This is a genomic window from uncultured Eubacterium sp. (assembly GCF_937958975.1).
Classification (GTDB): Bacteria; Bacillota; Clostridia; order Lachnospirales; family Lachnospiraceae; genus Eubacterium_G.
In genome coordinates this window covers 22,489-44,804 of sequence record NZ_CALGRE010000054.1, presented here as the reverse complement: position 1 = coordinate 44,804, position 22,316 = coordinate 22,489, and the positions used below count along the sequence as shown (strand labels likewise).

18 protein-coding genes are annotated in these 22,316 nt (G+C 35.2%); 17 read left to right on the top strand and 1 reads right to left on the bottom strand.

What is annotated here, in order from left to right; genetic code table 11:
* From Q5O86_RS10100 to Q5O86_RS10075, 5 genes are read left to right on the top strand one after another with little or no spacing between them, the layout of a single operon-like run.
* Window positions 1–657 (top strand): FMN-binding protein, encoded by a 657-nt coding sequence (locus Q5O86_RS10100; RefSeq protein ID WP_302627023.1) that lies wholly within the window; start codon window positions 1–3, stop codon window positions 655–657.
* Window positions 657–1,346: an electron transport complex subunit RsxE gene (rsxE, locus tag Q5O86_RS10095; RefSeq protein ID WP_302627022.1), complete on the top strand. Its 690-nt coding sequence runs from the start codon at window positions 657–659 to the stop codon at window positions 1,344–1,346. Before Q5O86_RS10100 ends, rsxE begins: the two co-directional genes overlap by 1 nt.
* Complete coding sequence (locus Q5O86_RS10090; RefSeq protein WP_302627021.1) at window positions 1,346–1,921, top strand: electron transport complex protein RnfA; 576 nt, start codon at window positions 1,346–1,348, stop codon at window positions 1,919–1,921. Before rsxE ends, Q5O86_RS10090 begins: the two co-directional genes overlap by 1 nt.
* A gap of 14 nt (window positions 1,922–1,935) precedes the next feature.
* Window positions 1,936–2,751, top strand: a complete 816-nt coding sequence (locus Q5O86_RS10085; protein ID WP_368074771.1) for an RnfABCDGE type electron transport complex subunit B — start codon at window positions 1,936–1,938, stop codon at window positions 2,749–2,751.
* A 56-nt stretch (window positions 2,752–2,807) separates the two neighbouring features.
* Window positions 2,808–4,220 carry a spore germination protein gene (locus Q5O86_RS10075; protein WP_302627020.1) on the top strand — a complete coding sequence of 471 codons (1,413 nt, stop codon included), beginning with the start codon at window positions 2,808–2,810 and terminating at the stop codon, window positions 4,218–4,220.
* Between the two features lie 16 nt (window positions 4,221–4,236).
* On the opposite strand, the gene Q5O86_RS10070 is transcribed toward Q5O86_RS10075, so the two are convergent.
* Complete coding sequence (locus tag Q5O86_RS10070) at window positions 4,237–5,346, bottom strand: FAD:protein FMN transferase (RefSeq protein ID WP_302627019.1); 1,110 nt, start codon at window positions 5,344–5,346, stop codon at window positions 4,237–4,239.
* Window positions 5,347–5,549: 203 nt separating this feature from the next.
* Between Q5O86_RS10070 and Q5O86_RS10065 the strand changes: the two genes are divergently transcribed.
* From Q5O86_RS10065 to Q5O86_RS10010, 12 genes are all read left to right on the top strand, one after another.
* The gene (locus Q5O86_RS10065; RefSeq protein ID WP_302627018.1) at window positions 5,550–5,927 is read left to right on the top strand and encodes a NusG domain II-containing protein; all 378 of its coding nucleotides are present in this window, start codon (window positions 5,550–5,552) and stop codon (window positions 5,925–5,927) included.
* Between the two features lie 23 nt (window positions 5,928–5,950).
* Window positions 5,951–6,454, top strand: a complete 504-nt coding sequence (locus tag Q5O86_RS10060) for a Gx transporter family protein (RefSeq protein WP_302627017.1) — start codon at window positions 5,951–5,953, stop codon at window positions 6,452–6,454.
* Window positions 6,455–6,492: 38 nt separating this feature from the next.
* On the top strand, window positions 6,493–7,083 hold the full coding sequence (gene ruvA / locus Q5O86_RS10055; protein ID WP_302627016.1) for a Holliday junction branch migration protein RuvA: 591 nt from the start codon (window positions 6,493–6,495) through the stop codon (window positions 7,081–7,083).
* Window positions 7,084–7,095: 12 nt separating this feature from the next.
* A complete protein-coding gene (gene ruvB / locus Q5O86_RS10050) occupies window positions 7,096–8,094 on the top strand; it encodes a Holliday junction branch migration DNA helicase RuvB (protein WP_302627015.1) in 999 nt (332 codons plus the stop codon).
* A gap of 70 nt (window positions 8,095–8,164) precedes the next feature.
* On the top strand, window positions 8,165–8,566 hold the full coding sequence (zapA, locus tag Q5O86_RS10045; RefSeq protein ID WP_302627014.1) for a cell division protein ZapA: 402 nt from the start codon (window positions 8,165–8,167) through the stop codon (window positions 8,564–8,566).
* 63 nt (window positions 8,567–8,629) lie between these two features.
* Window positions 8,630–10,807, top strand: a complete 2,178-nt coding sequence (locus Q5O86_RS10040) for a U32 family peptidase (RefSeq protein ID WP_302627013.1) — start codon at window positions 8,630–8,632, stop codon at window positions 10,805–10,807.
* A 9-nt stretch (window positions 10,808–10,816) separates the two neighbouring features.
* A complete protein-coding gene (locus Q5O86_RS10035) occupies window positions 10,817–12,247 on the top strand; it encodes an FtsW/RodA/SpoVE family cell cycle protein (protein WP_302627012.1) in 1,431 nt (476 codons plus the stop codon).
* Window positions 12,174–13,661, top strand: a complete 1,488-nt coding sequence (locus Q5O86_RS10030) for a penicillin-binding protein 2 (protein WP_302627011.1) — start codon at window positions 12,174–12,176, stop codon at window positions 13,659–13,661. The genes Q5O86_RS10035 and Q5O86_RS10030 overlap by 74 nt, the downstream gene beginning before the upstream one ends.
* A gap of 71 nt (window positions 13,662–13,732) precedes the next feature.
* Window positions 13,733–14,197, top strand: a complete 465-nt coding sequence (locus tag Q5O86_RS10025; RefSeq protein WP_302627010.1) for an NUDIX hydrolase — start codon at window positions 13,733–13,735, stop codon at window positions 14,195–14,197.
* 48 nt (window positions 14,198–14,245) lie between these two features.
* On the top strand, window positions 14,246–14,875 hold the full coding sequence (locus tag Q5O86_RS10020) for an epoxyqueuosine reductase QueH (RefSeq protein ID WP_302627009.1): 630 nt from the start codon (window positions 14,246–14,248) through the stop codon (window positions 14,873–14,875).
* Between the two features lies 1 nt (window position 14,876).
* Window positions 14,877–16,457, top strand: coding sequence for a chitobiase/beta-hexosaminidase C-terminal domain-containing protein (locus Q5O86_RS10015; RefSeq protein WP_302627008.1), 1,581 nt, complete (start codon window positions 14,877–14,879; stop codon window positions 16,455–16,457).
* A 419-nt stretch (window positions 16,458–16,876) separates the two neighbouring features.
* Window positions 16,877–22,282, top strand: coding sequence for a discoidin domain-containing protein (locus tag Q5O86_RS10010; protein WP_302627007.1), 5,406 nt, complete (start codon window positions 16,877–16,879; stop codon window positions 22,280–22,282).
* Window positions 22,283–22,316 lie beyond the last annotated feature (34 nt).

Below are 22,316 nucleotides of genomic sequence, written 5' to 3'. Positions count from 1 at the left end.
ATGAAAGCGATTATTAAAAATACATTAATATTGTTTGCCATTACATTGGTGGCGGGACTTGGACTTGGCTTTGTATATAACGTGACATCGGAAGCGAGAAAAAATCAGGAACAAAAGACTATGTTAGCGGCATATGAGTCTGTAATGCCGGGAATGGAGCGATTTGATTATATAAAAACAGATTTTGCTAACGCAGATACACCCGCATATCAATTTATTCAGGATAAAGTAAAAGAAAATGAAAGTAAAAATAATATCTCAGCAATAAAGTCATTTAATGCAACGATAGACAGTGTTGCTAATGCTTATGATAAAGAGGGAAATAGTATCGGTTATATTGTGACTGTTACAGATCATGAAGCCTATGATGGCTCGCTCCAAATGACTGTAGGAATTAAGGAAGATGGTACTGTGATTGGAATCTCGTTCCTCTCTCTCTGTGAAACACCGGGACTTGGAATGAAAGCAGATGCGGATGATTTTAAATCGCAGTTTGGGAATAAAAAGGTTGATTTTTTTCAATATGAAAAAAGCGGCGCATCGTCAGATAATGAAATTAATGCTATCAGCAGTGCCACAATTACTTCTAACGCAGTTGTTCATGGTGTGAATGCGGCAATTTATTGCGTTGAATATATCATAGGAGGTGGCAGGTAATGGGAAAATGTATAGAGCGTTTATATAATGGTATTATCAAAGAAAACCCTACTTTTGTACTGGTTCTCGGCATGTGTCCGACTCTTGCAGTTACCTCTTCTTTGATAAATGGTGCAGGAATGGGTTTGAGTACAACGGCTGTATTGGTAATGTCTAATCTTGTAATATCATTGTTGAGAAAAATAATACCGAACGGTGTCAGAGTACCTGCATTTATCGTAATTGTAGCAAGTTTTGTAACAATTTTACAATTTTTGTTAGAGGCATATTTACCATCACTCAACAGTGCACTTGGTATTTATATTCCTCTTATTGTAGTAAACTGTATAATTTTGGGAAGAGCAGAAAGTTTTGCATCCAAGAATCCTGTGTTGCCATCTGTATTTGATGGAATCGGTATGGGACTTGGTTTTACGATTGCTTTATCATTGCTTGGTGGTTTTAGAGAAATATTAGGTGCAGGAACCATCTTAGGGGTTTCCATACCTCATTGGGATGGTATCGGAATTTTTGTTATGGCGCCGGGTGCATTCTTTGTATTGGCATTTATGATAGCAATTCAAAATCAGATTCGGTTGAGCAGAGGAAAGAAACCAAGGAAGCTGCAGTGTGAAGCAGGCTGCGCGGGCTGTTCCGGTTGCGGAAAAGAATATGAAACTTGTAATAAAGATGAAAAGGAGGAAGCATAATGGTAAATTGTATGTTGATTGCAATCGCTGCTGCGTTGGTTAATAATGTAGTTCTCAGCCAATTTTTAGGCTTGTGTCCTTTCATTGGAGTATCAAAGAAAACGGATACTGCGGCAGGAATGGGAGCAGCGGTTATTTTTGTTATTATGATTGCTTCGGCAGTTACTTATGGATTGTATTATGCATTGCTTGTGCCATTTCAATTGGAATATTTACAGACCATTGTATTTATATTAGTTATTGCAGCTTTTGTTCAATTGGTAGAAATGGTACTAAAAAAGTTTGTCAAACCTTTGTATCAGGCGTTGGGAGTTTATTTACCACTGATTACAACAAACTGTGCGGTTTTAGGAGTTGCTATTTCTAATATAGACAGTGGTTATGGGTTTGGTGAAAGTATGGCAAGTTCACTTGGAACATCTGTTGGATTTTTGATTGCTATTGTAATTCTAGCGGGAATTAGAGAAAAATCAGAAAATAATAATATTCCGAAAGCATTTCAGGGAACACCGGTGGTTCTTTTGGCTTCCGGACTGATGGCAATTGCATTTACCGGATTTACCGGTGTGATTTAAGGAGGCGTAATAATATGGGATTATTAGCGATAAGTGCTACAGCAAAAGGCATATTGCTTGCAATAGTTATTGTAGGTGGTGTTGGGCTGATAGTAGGAATAGCACTTGGAATTGCAGGTAAGTTTCTTGCTGTAGAAGTAGATGAGAAAGAAGCAGCTATCAGAGAAGTACTTCCGGGAAATAACTGTGGAGGTTGTGGTTTTCCGGGATGTGATGGTCTGGCCGCTGCAATAGCAAAAGGTGAGTGCGAACCGTCTGCATGTCCTGTTGGTGGTGAACCGGTGGCTAAGTTAGTTTCTGAAATTGTCGGTATAGAAGCAAAAGTTGTCAAAAAGGTTGCTTATGTTGCCTGTTCTGGAGATTGTGACAAGGCGAAAGATAAATACAATTATTATGGAAATATGTCATGTCAGGATGCTGAAAATATTCCAGGTGGGGGTGCAAAAGCGTGCGGTTATGGGTGCCTTGGACTTGGAAGCTGTGTAAAGGCATGTGAGTTCGATGCTATACATATTATAAATGGAAAAGCGGTTGTAGATAGTGATAAATGCAAAGCGTGTGGAAAATGTGTAAGTGCATGCCCGAAAAATTTAATAACGATAATATCTGCGGACACGCAGTATATGGTAAAATGCAGTTCTCATGATAAAGGAAAAGACGTTATGCAGGCATGCAGCGCCGGATGTATTGGATGTGGACTATGTGCAAAGAATTGTCCACATGATGCCATTGATTTTGGTTATAATCTTGCTACAATTGTTCAGGATAAATGCCAGAACTGTGGGACTTGTGTACAAAAATGTCCAAAAAAAGTTATTGAAAAATTATAAATATATGAATAATTAAAATGAAAATTCTCACACTAATACTAGTGTGAGGATTTTTTATGGAAAATTTTATTAAAAAAAGTGTAAAAGAAAATATTAAGGTTTTTGATAACATTTTACATGTAGACGAGAGCTTCGATATACTAAAGCGTGAGTTTGTTGTAGGTGGAAAAAATGCGGTCATGTATTATATCAATGGTTTTTGTGACAATGATATGATACAAAAGGTACAGGAGTTTTTTACGGGACTGACAGAAGAAGATTTGAAGGTGCCGGTGGATAACTTTGCAAATAATAAAATACCTTATATACAAATTGACTTATATAGTGATAAGTATAATGTAATGACGCTTCTGTTATCAGGTGTTATTTGTCTTATGATAGATGGCTATGAAAAGGCTATGTTGATTGATGTGAGACAGTACCCGGCAAGAAACGTTCAAGAACCGGAAAAATATAAAGTTTTGAGAGGTTCCAGAGATGGATTTGTGGAGACACTCATTCTCAATACTGCGTTGATTAGAAGACGTATCAGAAATCCTGAATATATGTGTGAAATAACGAGGGCAGGTAAGAGTTCCAGAACCGATATTGCTATCTGTTATATGAAAGACAGAGTAGATAAAAAATTGTTAGACAGAATAAAAAAACAGATTGATAAAATTGATGCAGATGCTTTGCCAATGAATCAGGAGAGTCTTTCAGAGTGTATTCATAAAGGACATTGGTTTAATCCTTTTCCGAAATTTCGATACACAGAAAGACCGGATACGGTTGCTGCAGAAATATTGGAAGGACAAATTTGTATTTTAGTGGACAATTCGCCGGCAGCTATGTTACTGCCTACGACAATTTTTGATGTCATAGAAGAAGCAGATGATTATTATTTTCCACCTATAACTGGAACGTATTTGAGATTGGCGCGGGCAGCAATTACAGTGCTATCTTTATTGCTTACACCACTTTTTTTGCTTTATGCAAATAATCCCGTATATTTACCGGATTGGCTATCGTTTACACGGATAACCGAAGTGCAGTTTGTGTCGATTTTTTGGCAGTTGTTAATCTTAGAACTGGCAATTGATGGTTTGAAGCTTGCGGCAATTAATACACCAAGTACGCTGAATACACCTTTGAGTTTGATTGCGGCTATTGTTATCGGGGAATTTGCAGTAAACACAGGATGGTTTAATCAGCAGACAATGCTTTATATGGCGGTAGTGGCAATTGCTAATTTTACGCATGAAAATTATGAATTTGCATATTCGATTAAATTTTTTAGATTAATATTATTAGTCTTAACAGAAATATTTGGTTTATGGGGACTGATTGGAGGAATTGTTATATCTGCTTTGGCAATTGCAATGAATAGGACAATCGCACAGACAAGTTATATATATCCATTAATTCCATTTGATTTTAAGAAATTCATGTTGAGGTTTTTCAGAGTCTCAATTAAGAGGAAACAATAAGGAGCTTTATAGCTCCTTATTGTTCTGCTGTTGTTTCAAGTTGAATATTTTTATCTTCTGATATTTCAAGACCGTTTGTGAGATGTAATTGTCCATCCCAGGTGATAAAGATTGCTTCTGTTTTATCCATTCTATTTATAAGAGATATTCCTTTATCTAATCCTAATGCAAAAGCAGTTGTGCTCAATGCATCACCGTCCTGAGAGGAAGTTGAGAGAATTGTGACGGACACAAGTTCATTTTCTACAGGATAACCGGTTTTTGTGTTTAAAATATGGTGATATATTTTACCATTTTCTTTAAAATATCTCTCATATATTCCTGAGGTCACAACAGATTTATCTCTTATAGCTAATTTAGCACAATACTCATCATTGTTTGCATTATAATCGATTGTTTTTAGGGAATTTTTCGGTTGAATATCTTTATTATTATAAAATGGATTTTTAATTCCGATTATAAAATCAGTATCATCTGGTTTATTTCCGATTGTAAGTATATTTCCACCTAAATCAATAATTGCCGAGGAGACGCCTTCGGCTGTCATATAGCTTTTTAGTTTATCGGCAACAAATCCCTTTACAATGCTCCCTAAGTCGAGCTTCATGTTTTTATCTGAAAGATAAACTTCCTCGTCATCACATCCAATATTTTTATAATTAACATGTTTCAGTGCATTTCTAATTTCTTTTTCTGATGGAACAGACGGTGAATCACTGTTCATATTCCACAATTTAGTGAGTGTTCCAATAGAAATGTCAAAAGCACCGTCAGAGATTTTACTGTATTCAAGGCTGTCGTTAATGATATCTGAGACAACATGGTTCACTTTACAGGGTTTACCTTTACTTTGGTTAATGAAAGAAATATCGCTTTCTTCAATCGTTTTGCTGAAAAGTTTTTCAAAATGATTACATAATCCGAAACATTCATTAATTATATCTTTCTTATCGGATTCTCCTGCATATTCATATATTGTGATTTTTATTACGGTATTAAAACAGAAATGGGTAAGTGAAACAGGTGAATCTCCAGTTGTTTTACAACCGGATAGATTGAAAATAAATGCTGAAATAATAAAAATGATAAGTGTTTTTTTGAAGTATTTTTTATATAAAAAACTCATTTGTGTCCCTCCGGAAATAAAAAATGATTTATTCAAAAAAATTATATCATATATAAAAGAAAAAGTAAGGGGCGGGAGTGTTTTTGTACATTTAGGAAAAGTAAATTATATTTGTATAAAAAAAACATATATGATATGATACTTACGGTAAACATTCGTTCTTGTGCAAAAATGTTTGATTTGTTTATGAAGTGAGATTTATCATGAAAAAATATAAAGCAGATATTGTTTTAATCGTTATATTGGTCATAATAGCATTTATCAGTTATATTGTGATTTATAATTTTATGTCCAAGCAGGGTGATGTTGTTGAGGTTTATTTAGAGGCAAAATTGATTAAAAAAGTTCCGTTAGATACAGATACAGAATTTGAGGTTAAAATAGATAACCATGTCAATGTAGTTCGAGTAGAGAAAGGTTTCGTATTTATGCTTGATGCTGATTGTCCGGATAAACTTTGTCAAAAACAGGGAAAAATCCATAACAGCGGAGAAACAATAGTATGTCTGCCCAATAAAATAGTTATCAGAGTTAATGCAGAGAAACAAAACAGTGATGCTGTTGATGCGAAAGCACAGTAGTGAAAGAGGGGAGATATGAAGTTATGACGAAAAAGGTCTCCATACTTGCTTTATTTTCAGCTTTTGCAATTATATTAAGCTATATAGAAAGTTTTATTCCGGTGTCGGGCATTGGGGGGGCAAAGCTTGGTCTGGCAAATTTTGCGGTTATAATGGCAATGTATCTTCTTGGAAATAAAGAAGCACTTTTTATTAATATTATACGAATCTTTATTATAGGATTTATGTTTGGAAATCTTTTTAGTATTTGTTTTTCTATTGCAGGGGCAGTGGTAAGTTTTATTGCAATGATTTTGTTAAAATATTTTAAAAGGTTTTCTATGATTTCTGTTGCGGTTATGGGCGGTGTTTTTCACAATATCGGTCAGATTATTGTTGCTGCATTTGTTGTAGAAAATATAAGTGTTGTGGTTTATATTCCAATATTGATAATTTCCGGTATTGTAACAGGCTTTATTATTGGCATTCTGTCTAATAGTATTTACTTAAGGGGAAAGAAACATTTTTTCGTATTATTAGATAAATAAAGTACAGTAGTTCTGATTAAATCATTAGGAGACAGATTATGATTGCATATATAAAAGGGGTTGTTGAAAATATAGAAACAGATAAAGTTATTTTAGATAATAACGGTATCGGTTATGGAATTTTTATGCCCGCCCATGAGTTGGAACATTTGGGTATCGGAGAAGAAATCAAAGTATATACATATTTTAATGTTCGTGAGGAGGCCATGCTTCTCTTTGGCTTTTTGTCAAAAGAGGAATTGAAGTTTTTTAAAATGTTGATTGGTGTCAGCGGAGTCGGACCAAAGGGGGGACTGGCAATTATCTCAGCATGTCCGGGTGATATGCTTGCCATGTCTATTATATCCGGCGATGCGAAAGCAATAGCAAAGGCGCAGGGAATCGGAAATAAAACAGCTCAGAAGATTATTTTAGAATTAAAAGACAAAATAGATATAGAAGAGATGGTTATAGCTGCAAACAGCAGCGAGGCCGTAGTGGATAGCAGTATTTATGGAGATGTAATAGAAGCATTAACGGCGCTGGGATATGCTAAGACTTCAGCATATAATGCTATAAAGCAGGTGAAAAATGCAGAAGATATGGATGTCGAGGAATTGTTGAAAAATGCATTGAAACATATAGTATAATGAGGAATTTTTATGAATAAAAGAATTATTCAGACAGAAATGGCGACAGAGGATGTCGTAATGGAAAAAGGGTTAAGGCCAGCGCGTCTGGAACAATATATAGGACAGGAAAAAGCAAAAAATAACCTTAGAATATTTATAGAGGCAGCAAAGACAAGAAATGAACCGTTGGACCATGTTTTGCTGTATGGTCCTCCTGGATTGGGAAAGACAACTCTTTCTACAATAATTGCCAATGAAATGGGAGTAAACATTAAAATAACTTCCGGTCCGGCAATTGAAAAACCGGGAGAAATGGCAGCTATTTTGAATAATTTATCAGAGAATGATATTTTATTTATTGATGAAATACACAGATTAAACAGACAGGTAGAAGAAGTTTTATACCCTGCAATGGAAGATTTTTCTATTGATATTATGATTGGAAAGGGGCAGGCTGCACGCTCTATCAGACTGGATTTGCCTAAATTTACTCTAGTAGGAGCGACGACAAGGGCAGGACTTCTCACAGCACCTTTAAGAGACCGTTTTGGTGTGATAAACAAATTAGAGTTTTATACAGTTTCTGAGTTGGAAAAGATTATAATAAGATCTGCAAATTTACTGGGAGTAGAAATCGATAAAAATGGAGCATTAGAAATGGCGAGACGTTCGAGAGGAACTCCAAGACTTGCAAACAGGATTTTAAAGAGAGTGAGAGATTTTGCGCAGGTTAAGTATGAAGGTGTTATCACAGAAGAAGTTGCAAATATAGCATTGAATTTGCTCGAAGTAGATAAGCTGGGACTTGATCGGGGAGACAGGAGTATTTTAGAGACAATTATAATGAAGTTTGCAGGTGGACCGGTAGGATTAGATACTCTGGCGGCAGCGCTTGGTGAGGATTCCGGAACTTTGGAAGATGTTTATGAACCATACCTGATTCAGAATGGATTAATACAGAGAACACCGAGAGGAAGAATTGCTACAGAAGCAGCATACAGGCATCTCGGTTTCCCATTGGAACAATAAATTTACATTTAACGCATTTTATGATATTATTATAAAAGTTTTTTTAGGTTGTACAATTAAGGAGAAAAGTATGTCGTCAAAGAACTATATAGATGTTATTATAGATGGAAAAATATATAATATCGGAGGCTTTGAAAGTGAGGCTTATTTACAAAAGGTGGCTTCCTATATTAATAATATGATTTTGGAGTTTAAACAAAATGAGAGTTATCGTATGCAGAAAATGGATATGCAGCGGATTCTCTTGGAAATTAATATTGCAAATGATTATTTTAAAGCAAAGAAACAGGCAGATTTGTTAGAAAATGATTTAGAAATGAAGGAAAAAGAAGTTTATGATTTAAAACATGAACTGATTGTTTCTGATGCAAAAGTGGAATCTACTACCAAAGAATTAGAGGATGCTTTAGAAAAGATAAAAACATTGGAAAAAGAGATTGTAAGATTACAGACAGAATTGAAAAATGAGTGATTAGAATATAATAGCGATCAGGTAGCACCTGGTCGTTTACTTTAGAAATATTTGGAGATTGCTATGAATGTTGAACTTTTAGCACCGGGAGGCTCATACGACAGTACAATCGCAGCATTAAACGCCGGAGCAGATGCTGTTTATACCGGAGGTGAGATGTTTGGTGCAAGAGCCGGGGCTGATAATTTGACAGAAGAACAGTTAATAGATGTTATTCATTATGCCCATATACATGATAAGAAAGTGTATTTAACAGTAAATACATTGTTAAAAGATGAGGAAATATCACAAAAATTATATGATTATATTTTACCGCTTTACGAAAATGGTTTAGATGCCGTAATTGTTCAGGATATCGGTGTAATTGAATTTTTCAGAAAACAATTCCCAAAGCTACATATACATGCCAGTACGCAGATGACAGTCTTTGGAAAGACAACAGCAATGGAATTAAAAAAAATGGGAGTTACCCGCGTTGTCATGCCCAGAGAATTGTCTTTGGGTGAGATTCAAGACATATATGATAATACGGGAATTGAAATTGAAAGTTTTGTACATGGTGCGTTGTGTTATTGTTATTCCGGACAATGTTTTCTCAGCAGTTATATTGGTGGAAGAAGCGGAAACAGGGGAAGATGTGCACAGCCCTGCCGAATGGAATATGATATTATAAAGGATAATGAAGTATTAAATAACGGGGATCAAAAATATGTTTTAAGTCCAAAAGATATTTGTACCCTTAGTATTCTCCCACAGATTATTTCATCGGGTGTATATTCTTTAAAGATAGAAGGAAGGATGAAAAAGTTAGAATATATTGCCGGAGTTGTAAGTATTTATAGAAAGTATATTAATTTATATTATGATAGTTTACAAAAGAATATGGCTTATAAAGTGGATGAAAATGATAAGAAACTTCTCTATGATTTATTTAACAGAAATGGATTTCATGAAAGTTATTATTTGAAACATAACGGACGTGAGATGATATCGCTTTGTAAACCTAAATTCAGAATTGAGAATGAGGAGTATACTTCTTATTTAAGAGAAAAATATTCCGGAAAAAGACTAAAGAAACAAATTGATATTAATATCTCATGTAAGAAAAATCAACCATTTAAAATTACCGCATATTTAGATGGAAAATGTATAGAAGCCAGTGGGGAGATGCCTGCTTCAGCACTAAAACGTCCGATGGATGCAAGCAGTATAAAAAAACAGATTTGTAAAACAGGAAACACAGATTTTTCATTTCATAATGTTAAAATAGAGTTGGATGAAGGTCTATTTGTTCCGGTTGGTGAGATGAATAATATCAGGCGGAAATTTATTGATAAAATTTGTGATGAAATATTGTCATCCTATCGTCGGGATAAAGTAAAATTAGAGAACAATTCTAAGATAAAAGAGGAGCACTTTTCGGGGATATCCGTTCATGCATCCGTTAGCACGATAGAGCAGTTAAATGAAGTTGTAAAAAAGAATTTTATAGATACAATATATATAGAAATACAGGATTTTTCAAAGAGAGATTTGCATAGTGCCATACAAAAGATATATAATGTATCGAAAAAAAGCATGATTGCCCTTCCTTTTGTTTTTAGGAAGGATAATATAGAATATTTTAAAAAAAATTATATGGGGTTAATTCGTCAATTATCCGATAAAATTGATGGTGTGTTAATCAGAAATATAGAGCAGTATTTCTATTTAAAAAATACAGGTATCGTAAACAACTATATTTTTGATTATAATGTATATACATATAATCAGAATGCGAAAGAGTTTTATCGCAGCTTTGGAGATGTTAAAACCACTGTACCAGTGGAGCTTAATTATAAAGAATTGAAACTAAGAGGCTGCAGTGGGGAGGAAATGATTGTATATGGATATATGCCGGTTATGATTTCAGCGGGATGTGGTTTGAAGACTACAAATCACTGTATCGGTAAAAATTCAATATATCAGTTGAAAGATAGAAAAAATAACATCTTCCAGACGAAATGTATATGTGAATACTGTTATAATATTATGTATAATAGCAATCCTCTGTCATTGTTTAAGTTTCATAGCAAAATACAGGGGTTAAATGTAAGCAGCGTAAGGATTTCTCTTACATTTGAAAATAAAGAAACAACCAATGAAATTCTTGCGAGGGCAGAAAGTGCTTTTGTTAATAATAAATTGGTCTATGAAGATGATAAATCTACAAGGGGACATTTTAACAGAGGTGTTCTCTAGGAGGCAAAGATGGATACTTTTGTGATTATTGTAACAAAATATTTGTTTATTCTATTGATGCTTTTTTATACATGGGAGTGTTTTAGCGCACTCAGATGTAAAAATCCATATAAGGCATCAGGAATATTCCAGCGTCAGAATGGTATAATATTTGCCACATATCTGCTTGGAATTACAACAATATTTTTAAATCAGACAGAGACAACAGACATCGTGATTATTGTATTAGGTGGGGCGCAATTATGTTATTTAATTGTCGTACTTGGGATTTTCCCAATTATTTATCCTAATATTAACAAAGCTGTTCTGAGTAATATGTGCATGCTTTTGACAGTAGGGTTTATTATTTTGGCAAGGTTAAGATTCCAAAATAGTATAAAACAATTTATCATTGTTGCCATTATTTCAATGGCATCATTAATCGTACCGTATCTGATGAGTAAATATGAAATGTGGAAATCTCTTACATGGATATATTGTTTTGTTGGATTAGGATTACTCCTGTCTGTCTTGGTTTTGGGTAAAAAAACGGGAGGAGCGAATCTGGCAATAAAGTTTCCGGGCGGCTTTGCTTTTCAACCATCCGAATTTGTAAAAATTATTTTTGTATTTTTTGTTGCCGGACTTCTTGCCAAATCTACGAGTTTTAAGAATATAGTGCTATCGGCAGTTATGGCGGGAGCTCATGTAATCATTCTTGTCCTGTCAAAAGATTTGGGCAGTGCACTGATTTTCTTTATGATATATGTATTTATGGTATATGTGGGAACAAGAAAAATAGGTTATGTCTTCATAGGTTTTGCAGGATTGTCCGTAGCATCTGTTTTTGCATATAGAATTTTCTATCATGTGCAGGAGCGGGTAATAGCGTGGCAGGATCCATGGTCGGATATTAATGATACCGGATACCAGATTACTCAGTCTTTATTCGCCCTTGGAAATGGTGGTTTTACAGGTACAGGATTATATCAGGGGAGACCAAAAGATGTACCGCTGGTAGACCAGGATTTTATTTTTTCAGCTATCGGTGAGGAATTTGGAGCAATATTTGCTATTTTAATCATTCTGGTATGTCTCAGTTGTTTTATCGCATTTTTAAATACAGCAATGCAGCAAATAAGTCTTTTTAACAAATTAGTTTGTGTAGGACTGGGGATTCAGTATGCTGTTCAGATTATTGTTACAATTGGAGGGGCAATAAAGATGATACCTTCGACGGGTGTAACATTGCCGTTAATTAGTTATGGTGGTAGTTCAATTTTAAGTACATTAATAGTATTTGCAATTATCCAGGGGCTTGCTATTGTCGGAACTACAACGACAAGGAAGCCGGTGAGAAGGAAAGTGCCAATGGAGGGAACAGGAAATGTCACAACGAGAAATACAGCCAAAATCAGAAAAACCTCGCACACGCAGGAAATCAAAATCAACAGGCATTGAGAAAAAAAAATTAAATCGTCAGGCGATGGTTACTACAATAGTAATTTCAGTCATATTCATTTTTATGATTGGGTATTATGCCTATTTTATTATTGTAGATAGTCCTAAAGTATTGAGTAACTCTTCTAATAAAAGGATTGACAGCAAATCTTCTTCGGTTATTCGTGGAACTATTTACAGCAAAAATGGTAAAAAACTTGCATATACAGACACAAAGGGAACCGATAGGGATTTGTCAGATGATACAAGAGAGTATCCTTATGGAAAAACATTTGCACATGCCGTTGGGATTACAACACATGGTAAGTATGGTTTAGAAAAGATGTGTAACTTTGATTTGTTATCCTCTGAGAATAATGCATTGTCTAAGATTATCAATGATTTTACAAATACAACAGAGATGGGATGTGATGTCCACACGACTTTAAGTGTTGGAATCCAAAAGTCTGCATATAATGTTTTAGATGGCTATAAAGGTGCCGTCTTTGTGATGAATCCGGATACAGGAGAAATATATGCGATGGCGTCAAGACCATCATATGACCCGATGACAATAGACGATATTTGGGATGAACTTGTGAATGACCCGAAAGATTCAAGGCTTGTTAACCGTGCAACTCAGGGAAAATATATTCCCGGTTCCGTATTTAAAATCGTGACAACGCTAGAATACATGCGTGAAAACAAAAATTATAATAATTTTAAATATTATTGTGATGGAAGCGCTAAGTTCGGTGGTTTTACCATTAAATGTTTCGATGGAAATTCTCACCATAATGAAGATTTAAAAGATGCATTTGCCTATTCCTGTAATAGCGCATTTTCTACGATTGGTGATAAGCTAAAAGTATTAAAATATAAAAACACGGCAGAACAATTGATGTTTAATGAAGCGTTGCCACTGGATATGGATTATAACCAGAGTGTATTTCCGCTTACAAAAAGTTCAACGCAGTTTGATATCACACAGACGAGCATTGGACAGGGAAAGACTACGGTTTCACCGGCTCATATGGCAATGATTGCGTCAGCTATTGCGAACAATGGCGTTTTAATGAAACCGTATATTATTGATTATATTGAAAACAGCAGTGGAAATGTTGTGAAATTAACAAAACAGCAGGAATATAAGAGATTGATGAAAAAGTCTGAAGCAGAACAGCTGAAGGAATATATGCACGCAGTATGTGAGTATGGAACCGGAAGAGTATTTTCGGGCGCAAATTATCAGGTCTATGGAAAAACAGGAACCGCTGAAGTTGATAAAAATGACAATGTCAATTCATGGTTTGTGGGATATGCAAAGAAAGGCAAAAAGAAGCTTGCCATTGCAGTTGTCATAGAAAATATGCATGAGGGCAGTACCTCGGCGACAAATTGTGCAAAAGAAGTGCTTGATTCATATTTTGATTAAGTTTCTTGAAATGGATGGATTCATACGGTATACTTAAATTATGTACACACGAAAGAACAGGAGGAATCGCAATGAAGAAAGCGGTTAGCTGTGGCGGTGTGGTTATATTTCGTGGCAAAATTTTACTGTTATATAAAAATTATCATAATCGCTACGAAGGATGGGTTTTGCCAAAAGGTACTGTGGAAAATAATGAATGTTATGAGGAAACAGCACTGAGAGAGGTATATGAAGAAACCGGAGTAAAAGCAAAGATTGTTGAGTATATTGGAAAAAGTGAATACTCTTTTAATACACCATCAGGTATGGTGGATAAGGAAGTTCATTGGTATTTAATGACAGCAGAAAGTTATTACAGTAAACCACAACGTGAAGAATATTTTTATGATTCGGGATATTACAAATACATTGAAGCATATCATTTGTTAAAATTTCCCAACGAAAAAAATATTTTAGAAAAAGCATATGAGAGAAGTATGTCATTATTTAGAAATAATGGAAACAGGATTGTAACATACAGAAATAATGGCAGATAATAAAAAAAGGACAGGCTCTTTCCTGTCTTTTTGTGAGCAGGTTTCAATATGAATAAAATAAATTATCAAAAAGAATTAGAGAATGAATTAAAAATCATACAAGAGAAAAAAATCATTCCTAATTTGTTATTGCATGTATGCTGCGCACCTTGCAGTAGTTATGTGTTAGAATATTTGACAAATTATTTTAATATTACCGCGCTATTTTATAATCCTAATATATCCAGTGAACAGGAATATTTACATAGGGCGCAGGAATTAAAACGATTTGTAAATGAAAAAAAATTTGTAAATAACGTAGAAGTGATAATTGAAAACTATCTGCCGAACGAATTTTATAATGTAGTTCAAGGATTAGAGGATTGCAAGGAAGGTGGGAACAGGTGTTTTCAATGTTACAAATTACGCTTAGAGAATACGGCATTGAAAGCTTCCAAAGAAAATTATGACTATTTTACAACGACATTATCTATCAGTCCGTTGAAAAATGCTGAAAAGTTAAATGAAATCGGAAAAGAACTGTCAAAACAGTATAATATAAAATATTTATATTCTGACTTTAAAAAGAAAGAAGGATATAAACGTTCTATTGAATTATCGAGAGAATATAACTTATATAGACAAAATTTTTGTGGATGTAAGTTTTCCAAAATGAGTGTAGAAGGAAAGGAAAAATAGTATGATTTGTCCAAATTGTGGTTGTGAATGTGATGAAAATCAAATGTTTTGTACGAAATGTGGTACAAAAATTAATTCGTTTGAAAATGATATTGTGACAACTCCACCGGATGATACATTTGAAAATATATTAGGTGGTATTTCCTCACGAGTACCGGTAAAAGAAGAGAGTGACAGTGGTCGTAATCGCAAACAAAACAAAAAATACACTTCTGACCTGCACACTGAGTTTATGGAAGAAGGTCAGGACAGAGAGCGAATTAAATCAAAGGCTGTTTATCAAAGTGACAGCGATATTTCAAAGGATATGTATTCTACAAAGAATAAGAAAAAAATTTCAGGAAAGAAAAAGGTTGTACTTGTAATTTTACTTGCAATTGTGCTAGTAGTTTCTGCTGTATTTATTACATTGGCAATTAAAAAGGCGAGTATGACAAAAAAGTTTGACAGATATTATTCTATTGGCAGTGAGTTTTATGACAATAAGAATTACAAGGATGCAAAAACACAATTTATAAATGCCTCAAATAATGCTTTTACAAAAGAACAAAAAATAAAAGCATATGAAATGGTATATGTTATTGATGGAATTATCGGTGGATATGACCAGGAAGAAATCAAATATTTAGAGTTATTAATTGATGTGACAAACACAAATATTGATTATTACAAGGAATTGATTGTCTTATATCAAAATAATGATATGGAAAATAAAATTGACCCATTAATTAATTCAGCGCCGGAAAATCTTAGAGATGAGCTGAGAAATTTTGATGGAACGATACCGGTTGCCAGTGAGGAGGAGGGAAATTATGACAGACCTCTCGAAGTCAGCCTTACAGCCGAAGATGATGTGAAAATTTATTATACAACTGATGGTAGTAATCCCAAAGAAAGCTCCAGTAAAACGGAATATGTCTCACCAATAAAATTTGAAAATGAAGGAACATTTACACTGAGAGCCTATTCTGTAGATAAAAATGGAAAATCAAGTAAGGAAATGTCTGCAAAATATATATTGGACTTTAAAAAAGTTGAGGCACCGCAAATAGAACCGAAAAGTGGAAACTATAGTTCGGCGGAAGAAATTTCAGCAACAGCTGAACGTGGCTGTAAAATATATTATACGACGGACGGAACAGTTCCTACAGAAAAGTCTAAATTATATAAAAAGAGTTTAGAGATGCCAAAAGGAAATAATATATTTTATTTTGTTGCCATTGACGAAGAAGGCGTGACAAGTAGTGTGGTTACAAGGGCATACAATTATACACCGGAAAAGATTTCTTATAATCAGGCGATAAACAGTCTTACAAGCACTTTGGTATCCAGTGGAAAACTGGAAAACAGCAGTGGGGATTTTGAGAATGGCGATGTTGCTTATTTTAATTATGAAAAAATAGAAGAAATAAACAAACAGGAGTATTATATTATTACCTTAGAAATAGAAAATAAAAGTGGAAAGAATAAGACATCAGAGACTTATGCGGTTTCCTGTGAAGATGGGACGAGTAGTAAAGCGGTGAGAAGTGGAAATTCTTATCAGATATCATCTGTTGGCAGAAATAATGGGGATGAATAATATAATTATTTAGGATAAAAAATAATAAAATTTAAGATAAATAGAAATGTTGCACTGGAATAGTGTGGCATTTCTTTTTTTCTATTCAATCCGTCAAGTGGTTACCATACTTGTTGTAGTAATGAGGAAAAAAGTAATTCGTAAAAGTATTTTTATTTGTATTTTGTAAATTTTAAATATAATAGAAAAGATATGAAATGAAAGAAGTATTATAAAAACATATAATGTAAACAAATAAATCTAAGAGTAAAATTGTAAAATATGGTAAAAATTGTACAAAGTGCATAAAAAAAATGAAAAAATTACATTTTTTTGGTTATTATATTGCAAAAAATATTTTCATAAAATAGACTTTATGTATAAAGAAATGAAGGGGACTTTATTATGTTACTTTACTCAAAAAAAGGAGGGAAAGTAATATGAAACGTAAGCATTTAAAAATGCTCAACAAAACACTGGCTATTACATTGAGTGCGGTAATGGCAGTTGGTAACATCAGTTTCACTTCTGTTCAGACGAAGGCAGCGGACAGAAGTAAGCCTTGGATATTGTCTACGGGCAGACCGGCATATTCTTCGTCGGTTAACGGTGGAGATATTGCCAGCTTTGCTACTGACGGTAAGCTCGGAACACAGTGGGGAGCGGCAGCTAACAAGGCGAATCAGTGGTTAGATGTTGACTTAGGTGGAAAAGCCGACATTAGCAAAATTGTAATTGATTGGCAGAATGATGCCAGTTATGGTGTAGCTTATCAGATTCTTGTCTCAAACGATGAAATAAATTGGACAAAGATTTATGAGACAACAACAGGTGACGGTGGCAATGTTAAGCAAGTGTTACGAAATGACGGAACCGAAGATTATAAATACTACGAAGATGTATTAAGTACGGATGGAAAAAATGAGCATCGATTGGATGCGAAGAACGGAAGATATGTAAGAGTTTTAATTAATTATAGTAAATCTCAGTCCGGTTCGGATGACAAAAAGTCCGGATGGGGAGCATCTATTAGAGAAATTAAGGTATACGGTATCGGAGATAAAGACTGTGTACAACCTGTTTCAGAGGCAGAAAATATTGCACTGGGAAAAAATGTAACAGTAACATCCTATTCACAGCCTTGGTGGGCATCACAACCATTAAGTGGTGCGAATGCAGTAGACGGCGACTATGAATCCTATTGGTTGTCGGAGGGAGACGATGATGTCGCAAGTAAATGTAATCAGAGTCTTACAGTAGATTTGGGCAAAACATATACACTCGGTCGAGTGTTGCTTCAATGGCAGGTTGAATATGGAAATATTTGGGACCTTCAGGTTTCAGAGGATGGAAAAAACTTTAAAACGGTTTATCGCCAACTGGAAGGTAATGGTGAGGATGAGGAAATTAGATTTTACGAAGAAAATGTAAGATATGTGAGAGTACAGGGAATCCTTATGGGAAGAGGTTCAGGGTATTCCATCAGAGAACTTCAGGTTTATGAATATGAGCAGGGAGATGAAAAGATTACAAATACAATTGGTGAAATTCCGGAAAAGAAAGTCGTAAATCTTGGAAAAGGAAGTTATGTGATTGATGATGCCAATCTTTTACAGCCGAGAGAACCTAAATATGTAACAAAAAATATTACAAAAGCAGTACCATCCAATGACTGGTGGACATCAATTCTATACACGAAATACAGTGATACAATGCCCGCACTTCCGATGGTATACAAATATTCTTCCACAGGTCTTGGAATGTATTATGCTGATGGTTTTTATACAAGAACAGATAATGGAGGAATGGGAGCTGACAGCAAATATTATGATATCACTGTAGGAGCTTCCAATATTACCGGTGAAGCATCTGCGAAGCTTGATGGTTATGGAGACTGGTCGGTTAATGTATCTTTCAGTGACGATGATACACCAAAAATGCTGACAACATTAGTGAAAGGTTCCCCTTATGCATACACGAAATTTGCAGATAGAAATGCCGCTGAAATTAATGTCAGCAGTTTGGTAAAATTCTTTGATAAAGATGGAAAAGAAATTTTAACAAAAGATGGCGAAGAAGTAGTGACAGACCATTTTGGTGTGGAGGCAGCCAATGAGAGTGAGGCACCGGGTGATGGAAATAAAAAGCAGTATCATTATTATGGTGTATATATGCCGGAAGGCTCTCATGTTACAAAAGTTGGTAATAAGTTGAAAATTCATCTTGGAAGTAATGAAAATTATATGGTGGTTAGTACATTGTGTGTTGATGAAGCAATCCCATTACTCTCAAAAGAAACAGTCAATAATGCTGAAACATTAAGAGATAAAGAGGCAGTAGAACAACTTCAATTTATGTATCAGCATGCATATTCATATGTGACAGATACGGAAGTAACGTATGATTATGAAGAAAAAAAGGCAGATTGTACTACAAGTTATAAGTCTATAATAGAACAAAAGCGTACTGGAAATGATATTAAAAACACTACACTCATGTGTATGATGCCTCATCAGTGGAAGTATTCTGATGCATCGTATGTATTGAAAGAAAATAAACCATTGAAATATACTTCTGTTCGTGGAGATATGAGAATCCATGAAGGTAACAGCTTTTCATACACACAAAAATTTAATGGTGTTATTCCGCAATATACGACGCCTGACGAATCAACAAGTTATAATAAGGAATGGATGTATGCATATTTAGAACAGTTTACAGATAGCGCATTAAAATCTTATTGGGTGGCGGACCCTTATTGGCAGGGTAAAAAGTCACATCCGATTGCGATGGGGATTTTAATTGCAGACCAATTAGGAGAATATGAGACGAGAGACAGACTAATTAGCGTGCTGAGAAAAATTATGGAGAATTGGCTTACATATGATGGAGAAGAAGATTATCCGTATTATATGTATTATCATACGAGCTGGGGAGCTGTCAGTGGTGACGGTGGTGACCATGGTATGGCAATTAATCTGTCAGACCATCATTTTCTATGGGCATATTTTATCTTTCCGGCAGCGGTACTGGCATCTTATGACTCACAATTTGTAAATGATTATGGTGAGATGGTCGAGTTATTAATCAGAGATGCAATGAATCCGGACAAGGATGATACATTACTCCCTTATATGAGAAACTTTGATGTATTTGAAGGACATTCCTGGGCAGGTGGCTATGGAGACAATAATAGCGGAAATAATCAGGAATCTGCATCGGAAGCGACTTTTGCATGGGCAGGACTGTATTTGTGGGGATTGGTAACGAAAAACGACAAATACCGGGATGCAGGCATCTGGGGATATACATCGGAAGTGAATGCCATTGAACAGTATTGGTTTAATATGGATGAAGGAACAGAGAAAGATAGCAATAACTGGGCACCGGGATATGGTACAGATGTATATGGTGATAAAGATTGTGATGTTCTACCATATACGGGAATGGTTTGGGGCTTAGGTTACACCAATGGTACATATTTTTCAGGAAATCCATGCTGTATTATGGGAATACATCTTCTCCCTGTGACACCTGCAATTACATATATGGGTTATGATAAAGAAAAAGTAGGTGCCATCTGGACGCAGTACGAGAGAATACAGGAAGCATATCAGAAGAAAATAGAAAAAGAGGGAGCTTCTGACCCGGAAGGCTGGTATCATATTTTGTGGCCATTTATGGCGCTCAGTGATGCCGAGGGAGCTGCACAGAGATTTGCAGAAGAATATACATCGCATATCAATGAGAGTGGAGATTATTCAGGTGGGGTACTTTCCACAGATGAAATGTTTAACTCCTACTGGTATATCCAGAATATGTGTGCAAAAGGTTATATTGCCACCGATATATGGAGCAGTGATTACACAAGTTATCAGGTATTTGCTAAGACAGAAAACGGAAAAACGACCTATACCGCTGAAGTATGGAATCCGTTTGATGAGGAAATCACAGTACATTTTGCCAATAAAGATGGGGCATTAGGAAGTGTCAAGGTACCTGCACATTATACAGTAGACACAAATCCGACAAAACACGAAGATAAGACAATAGATGAGAATGGCAATAAGATAAAATATGTACCTGTAAAAAATTATGATGCAGTGAATGAAATTTCAGGTGTAGTGGAAGCAGAAGATTACTATACAAACTTTAGCTGTGAGCCGGCAGAAGATGCAAATGAAGGTGGCTATGTAGGTTGGATTGATGATGGTGATTCTCTGATTTACACAATTGATGTGAAAGAAGAAGCCGATTATGTAGTAGATTATCGTGTCCAGTGTGTTGATAAAAATAAAAACAGTGCAATTAAGTTAAAGACGGATTATGATAATGACTACATATTAACAACAGCGTTAGGAAACGATACGACAGAATGGAAAAATGTTAAGGATACGAATACGATTCATTTAAAGGCAGGAACGTATAAGATGAAACTGCTTTTAGTGGATGGTGGATTCAATTTAAATTATATCAAAATTTATAAGAAAGGAACAAAACCACCGGTTGCGGCTTCAGATGATGTGACAAAGGCTGACCTCTCAGAATATCCGGAGATTTCTTTAGACGATGCAAAAATAATTGATATATCTTCTGTTGCAAATGATTCCAATACAGGAGATAAAATCATTGATAATGATTATAATTCGAGATGGGAGTCGAAAGCGGAGGACCCACAGTATTTTACAGTTCAATTGCAGAAAGAGCAAAAAATCGGTGGAATAAAACTCTACTGGGAAGGCGCCGCTTCCAAAAAATATATCATTCAGACATCGAAAGATAATAAGGAATGGACAACAGTATTTACACAGAACAGAGGTTTGGGTGGAAGAGATAATGGAGATGAAAACAGAAGTTCAGGTCTAGAATCCATTATTTTTGATAAAGTGACAACAGCAAAATATGTGAGACTTTATTCCACAGAGAGGTTGACCGGATATGGCGTATCTTTATATGAATTAAAACTATATGGTGCAACCAATGATGTGGAGGAACCAACAAAGCCGGAAGATTACGGAGAGGTAGCAGATGGAAATGTTGCTGAAGGAAAAGAGGCATATGCTTCCAGCAGAGAAGGGGAAAATGTTGCCGCAAAATATGCTTTTGATAACGACAAGGGTACAAGATGGTCATCAGGTTTTGACGATGCGCAATGGATTTATGTTGATTTGGGCAAGGCATACAGTGTCAACAGAGTTGTTCTTAGCTGGGAGGCTGCATACGGAAAAAATTATGAGATTCAGGTATCAATGGATGGAAATACATGGAAAACAGTAAAGACGATGAAAGAGCAAAATGGTGGTGAAGATATTATTGAGTTTGAGGCAGTAAAGGCGAGGTATGTAAAGATGAATGGCATAACCAGAGGTACCGGATATGGATATTCTCTTTGGGAGATGCAAGTGTTTACAGGAAAACCGCAGAGCGGCAGTACAGAACAGGAGCCTTCTGTTTCAGGAACAAATATTGCACTTCATAAAGATACCGAACAGTCAGGTTCCGAATCAGATTCTATGGCAGCGGATAAAGCGGTAGATGAGGATACAGGAACAAGGTGGTCATCAAACTTTGATGATAATGCATGGATGAGCATAAATTTAGGCAAGATTTATGAAATTAATAAAGTAATAATCACCTGGGAAAACGCATATGGAAAAGACTATGACATTCAGGTTTCGACAGACGGTAAAAATTGGACGACAGTAAAACAGCTTCGAAATCAGGACGGAGGTGAGGATGTTATAACATTTAATGCAGTGAAAGCAAAATATGTAAAAATGCAAGGGATTACCCGCGCAATAGGTTATGGATATTCGATTTGGGATTTCCAGGTAATAGCGAAATAAGATAAAACAAGTTATAGATGTTCTTTCCTAAAGT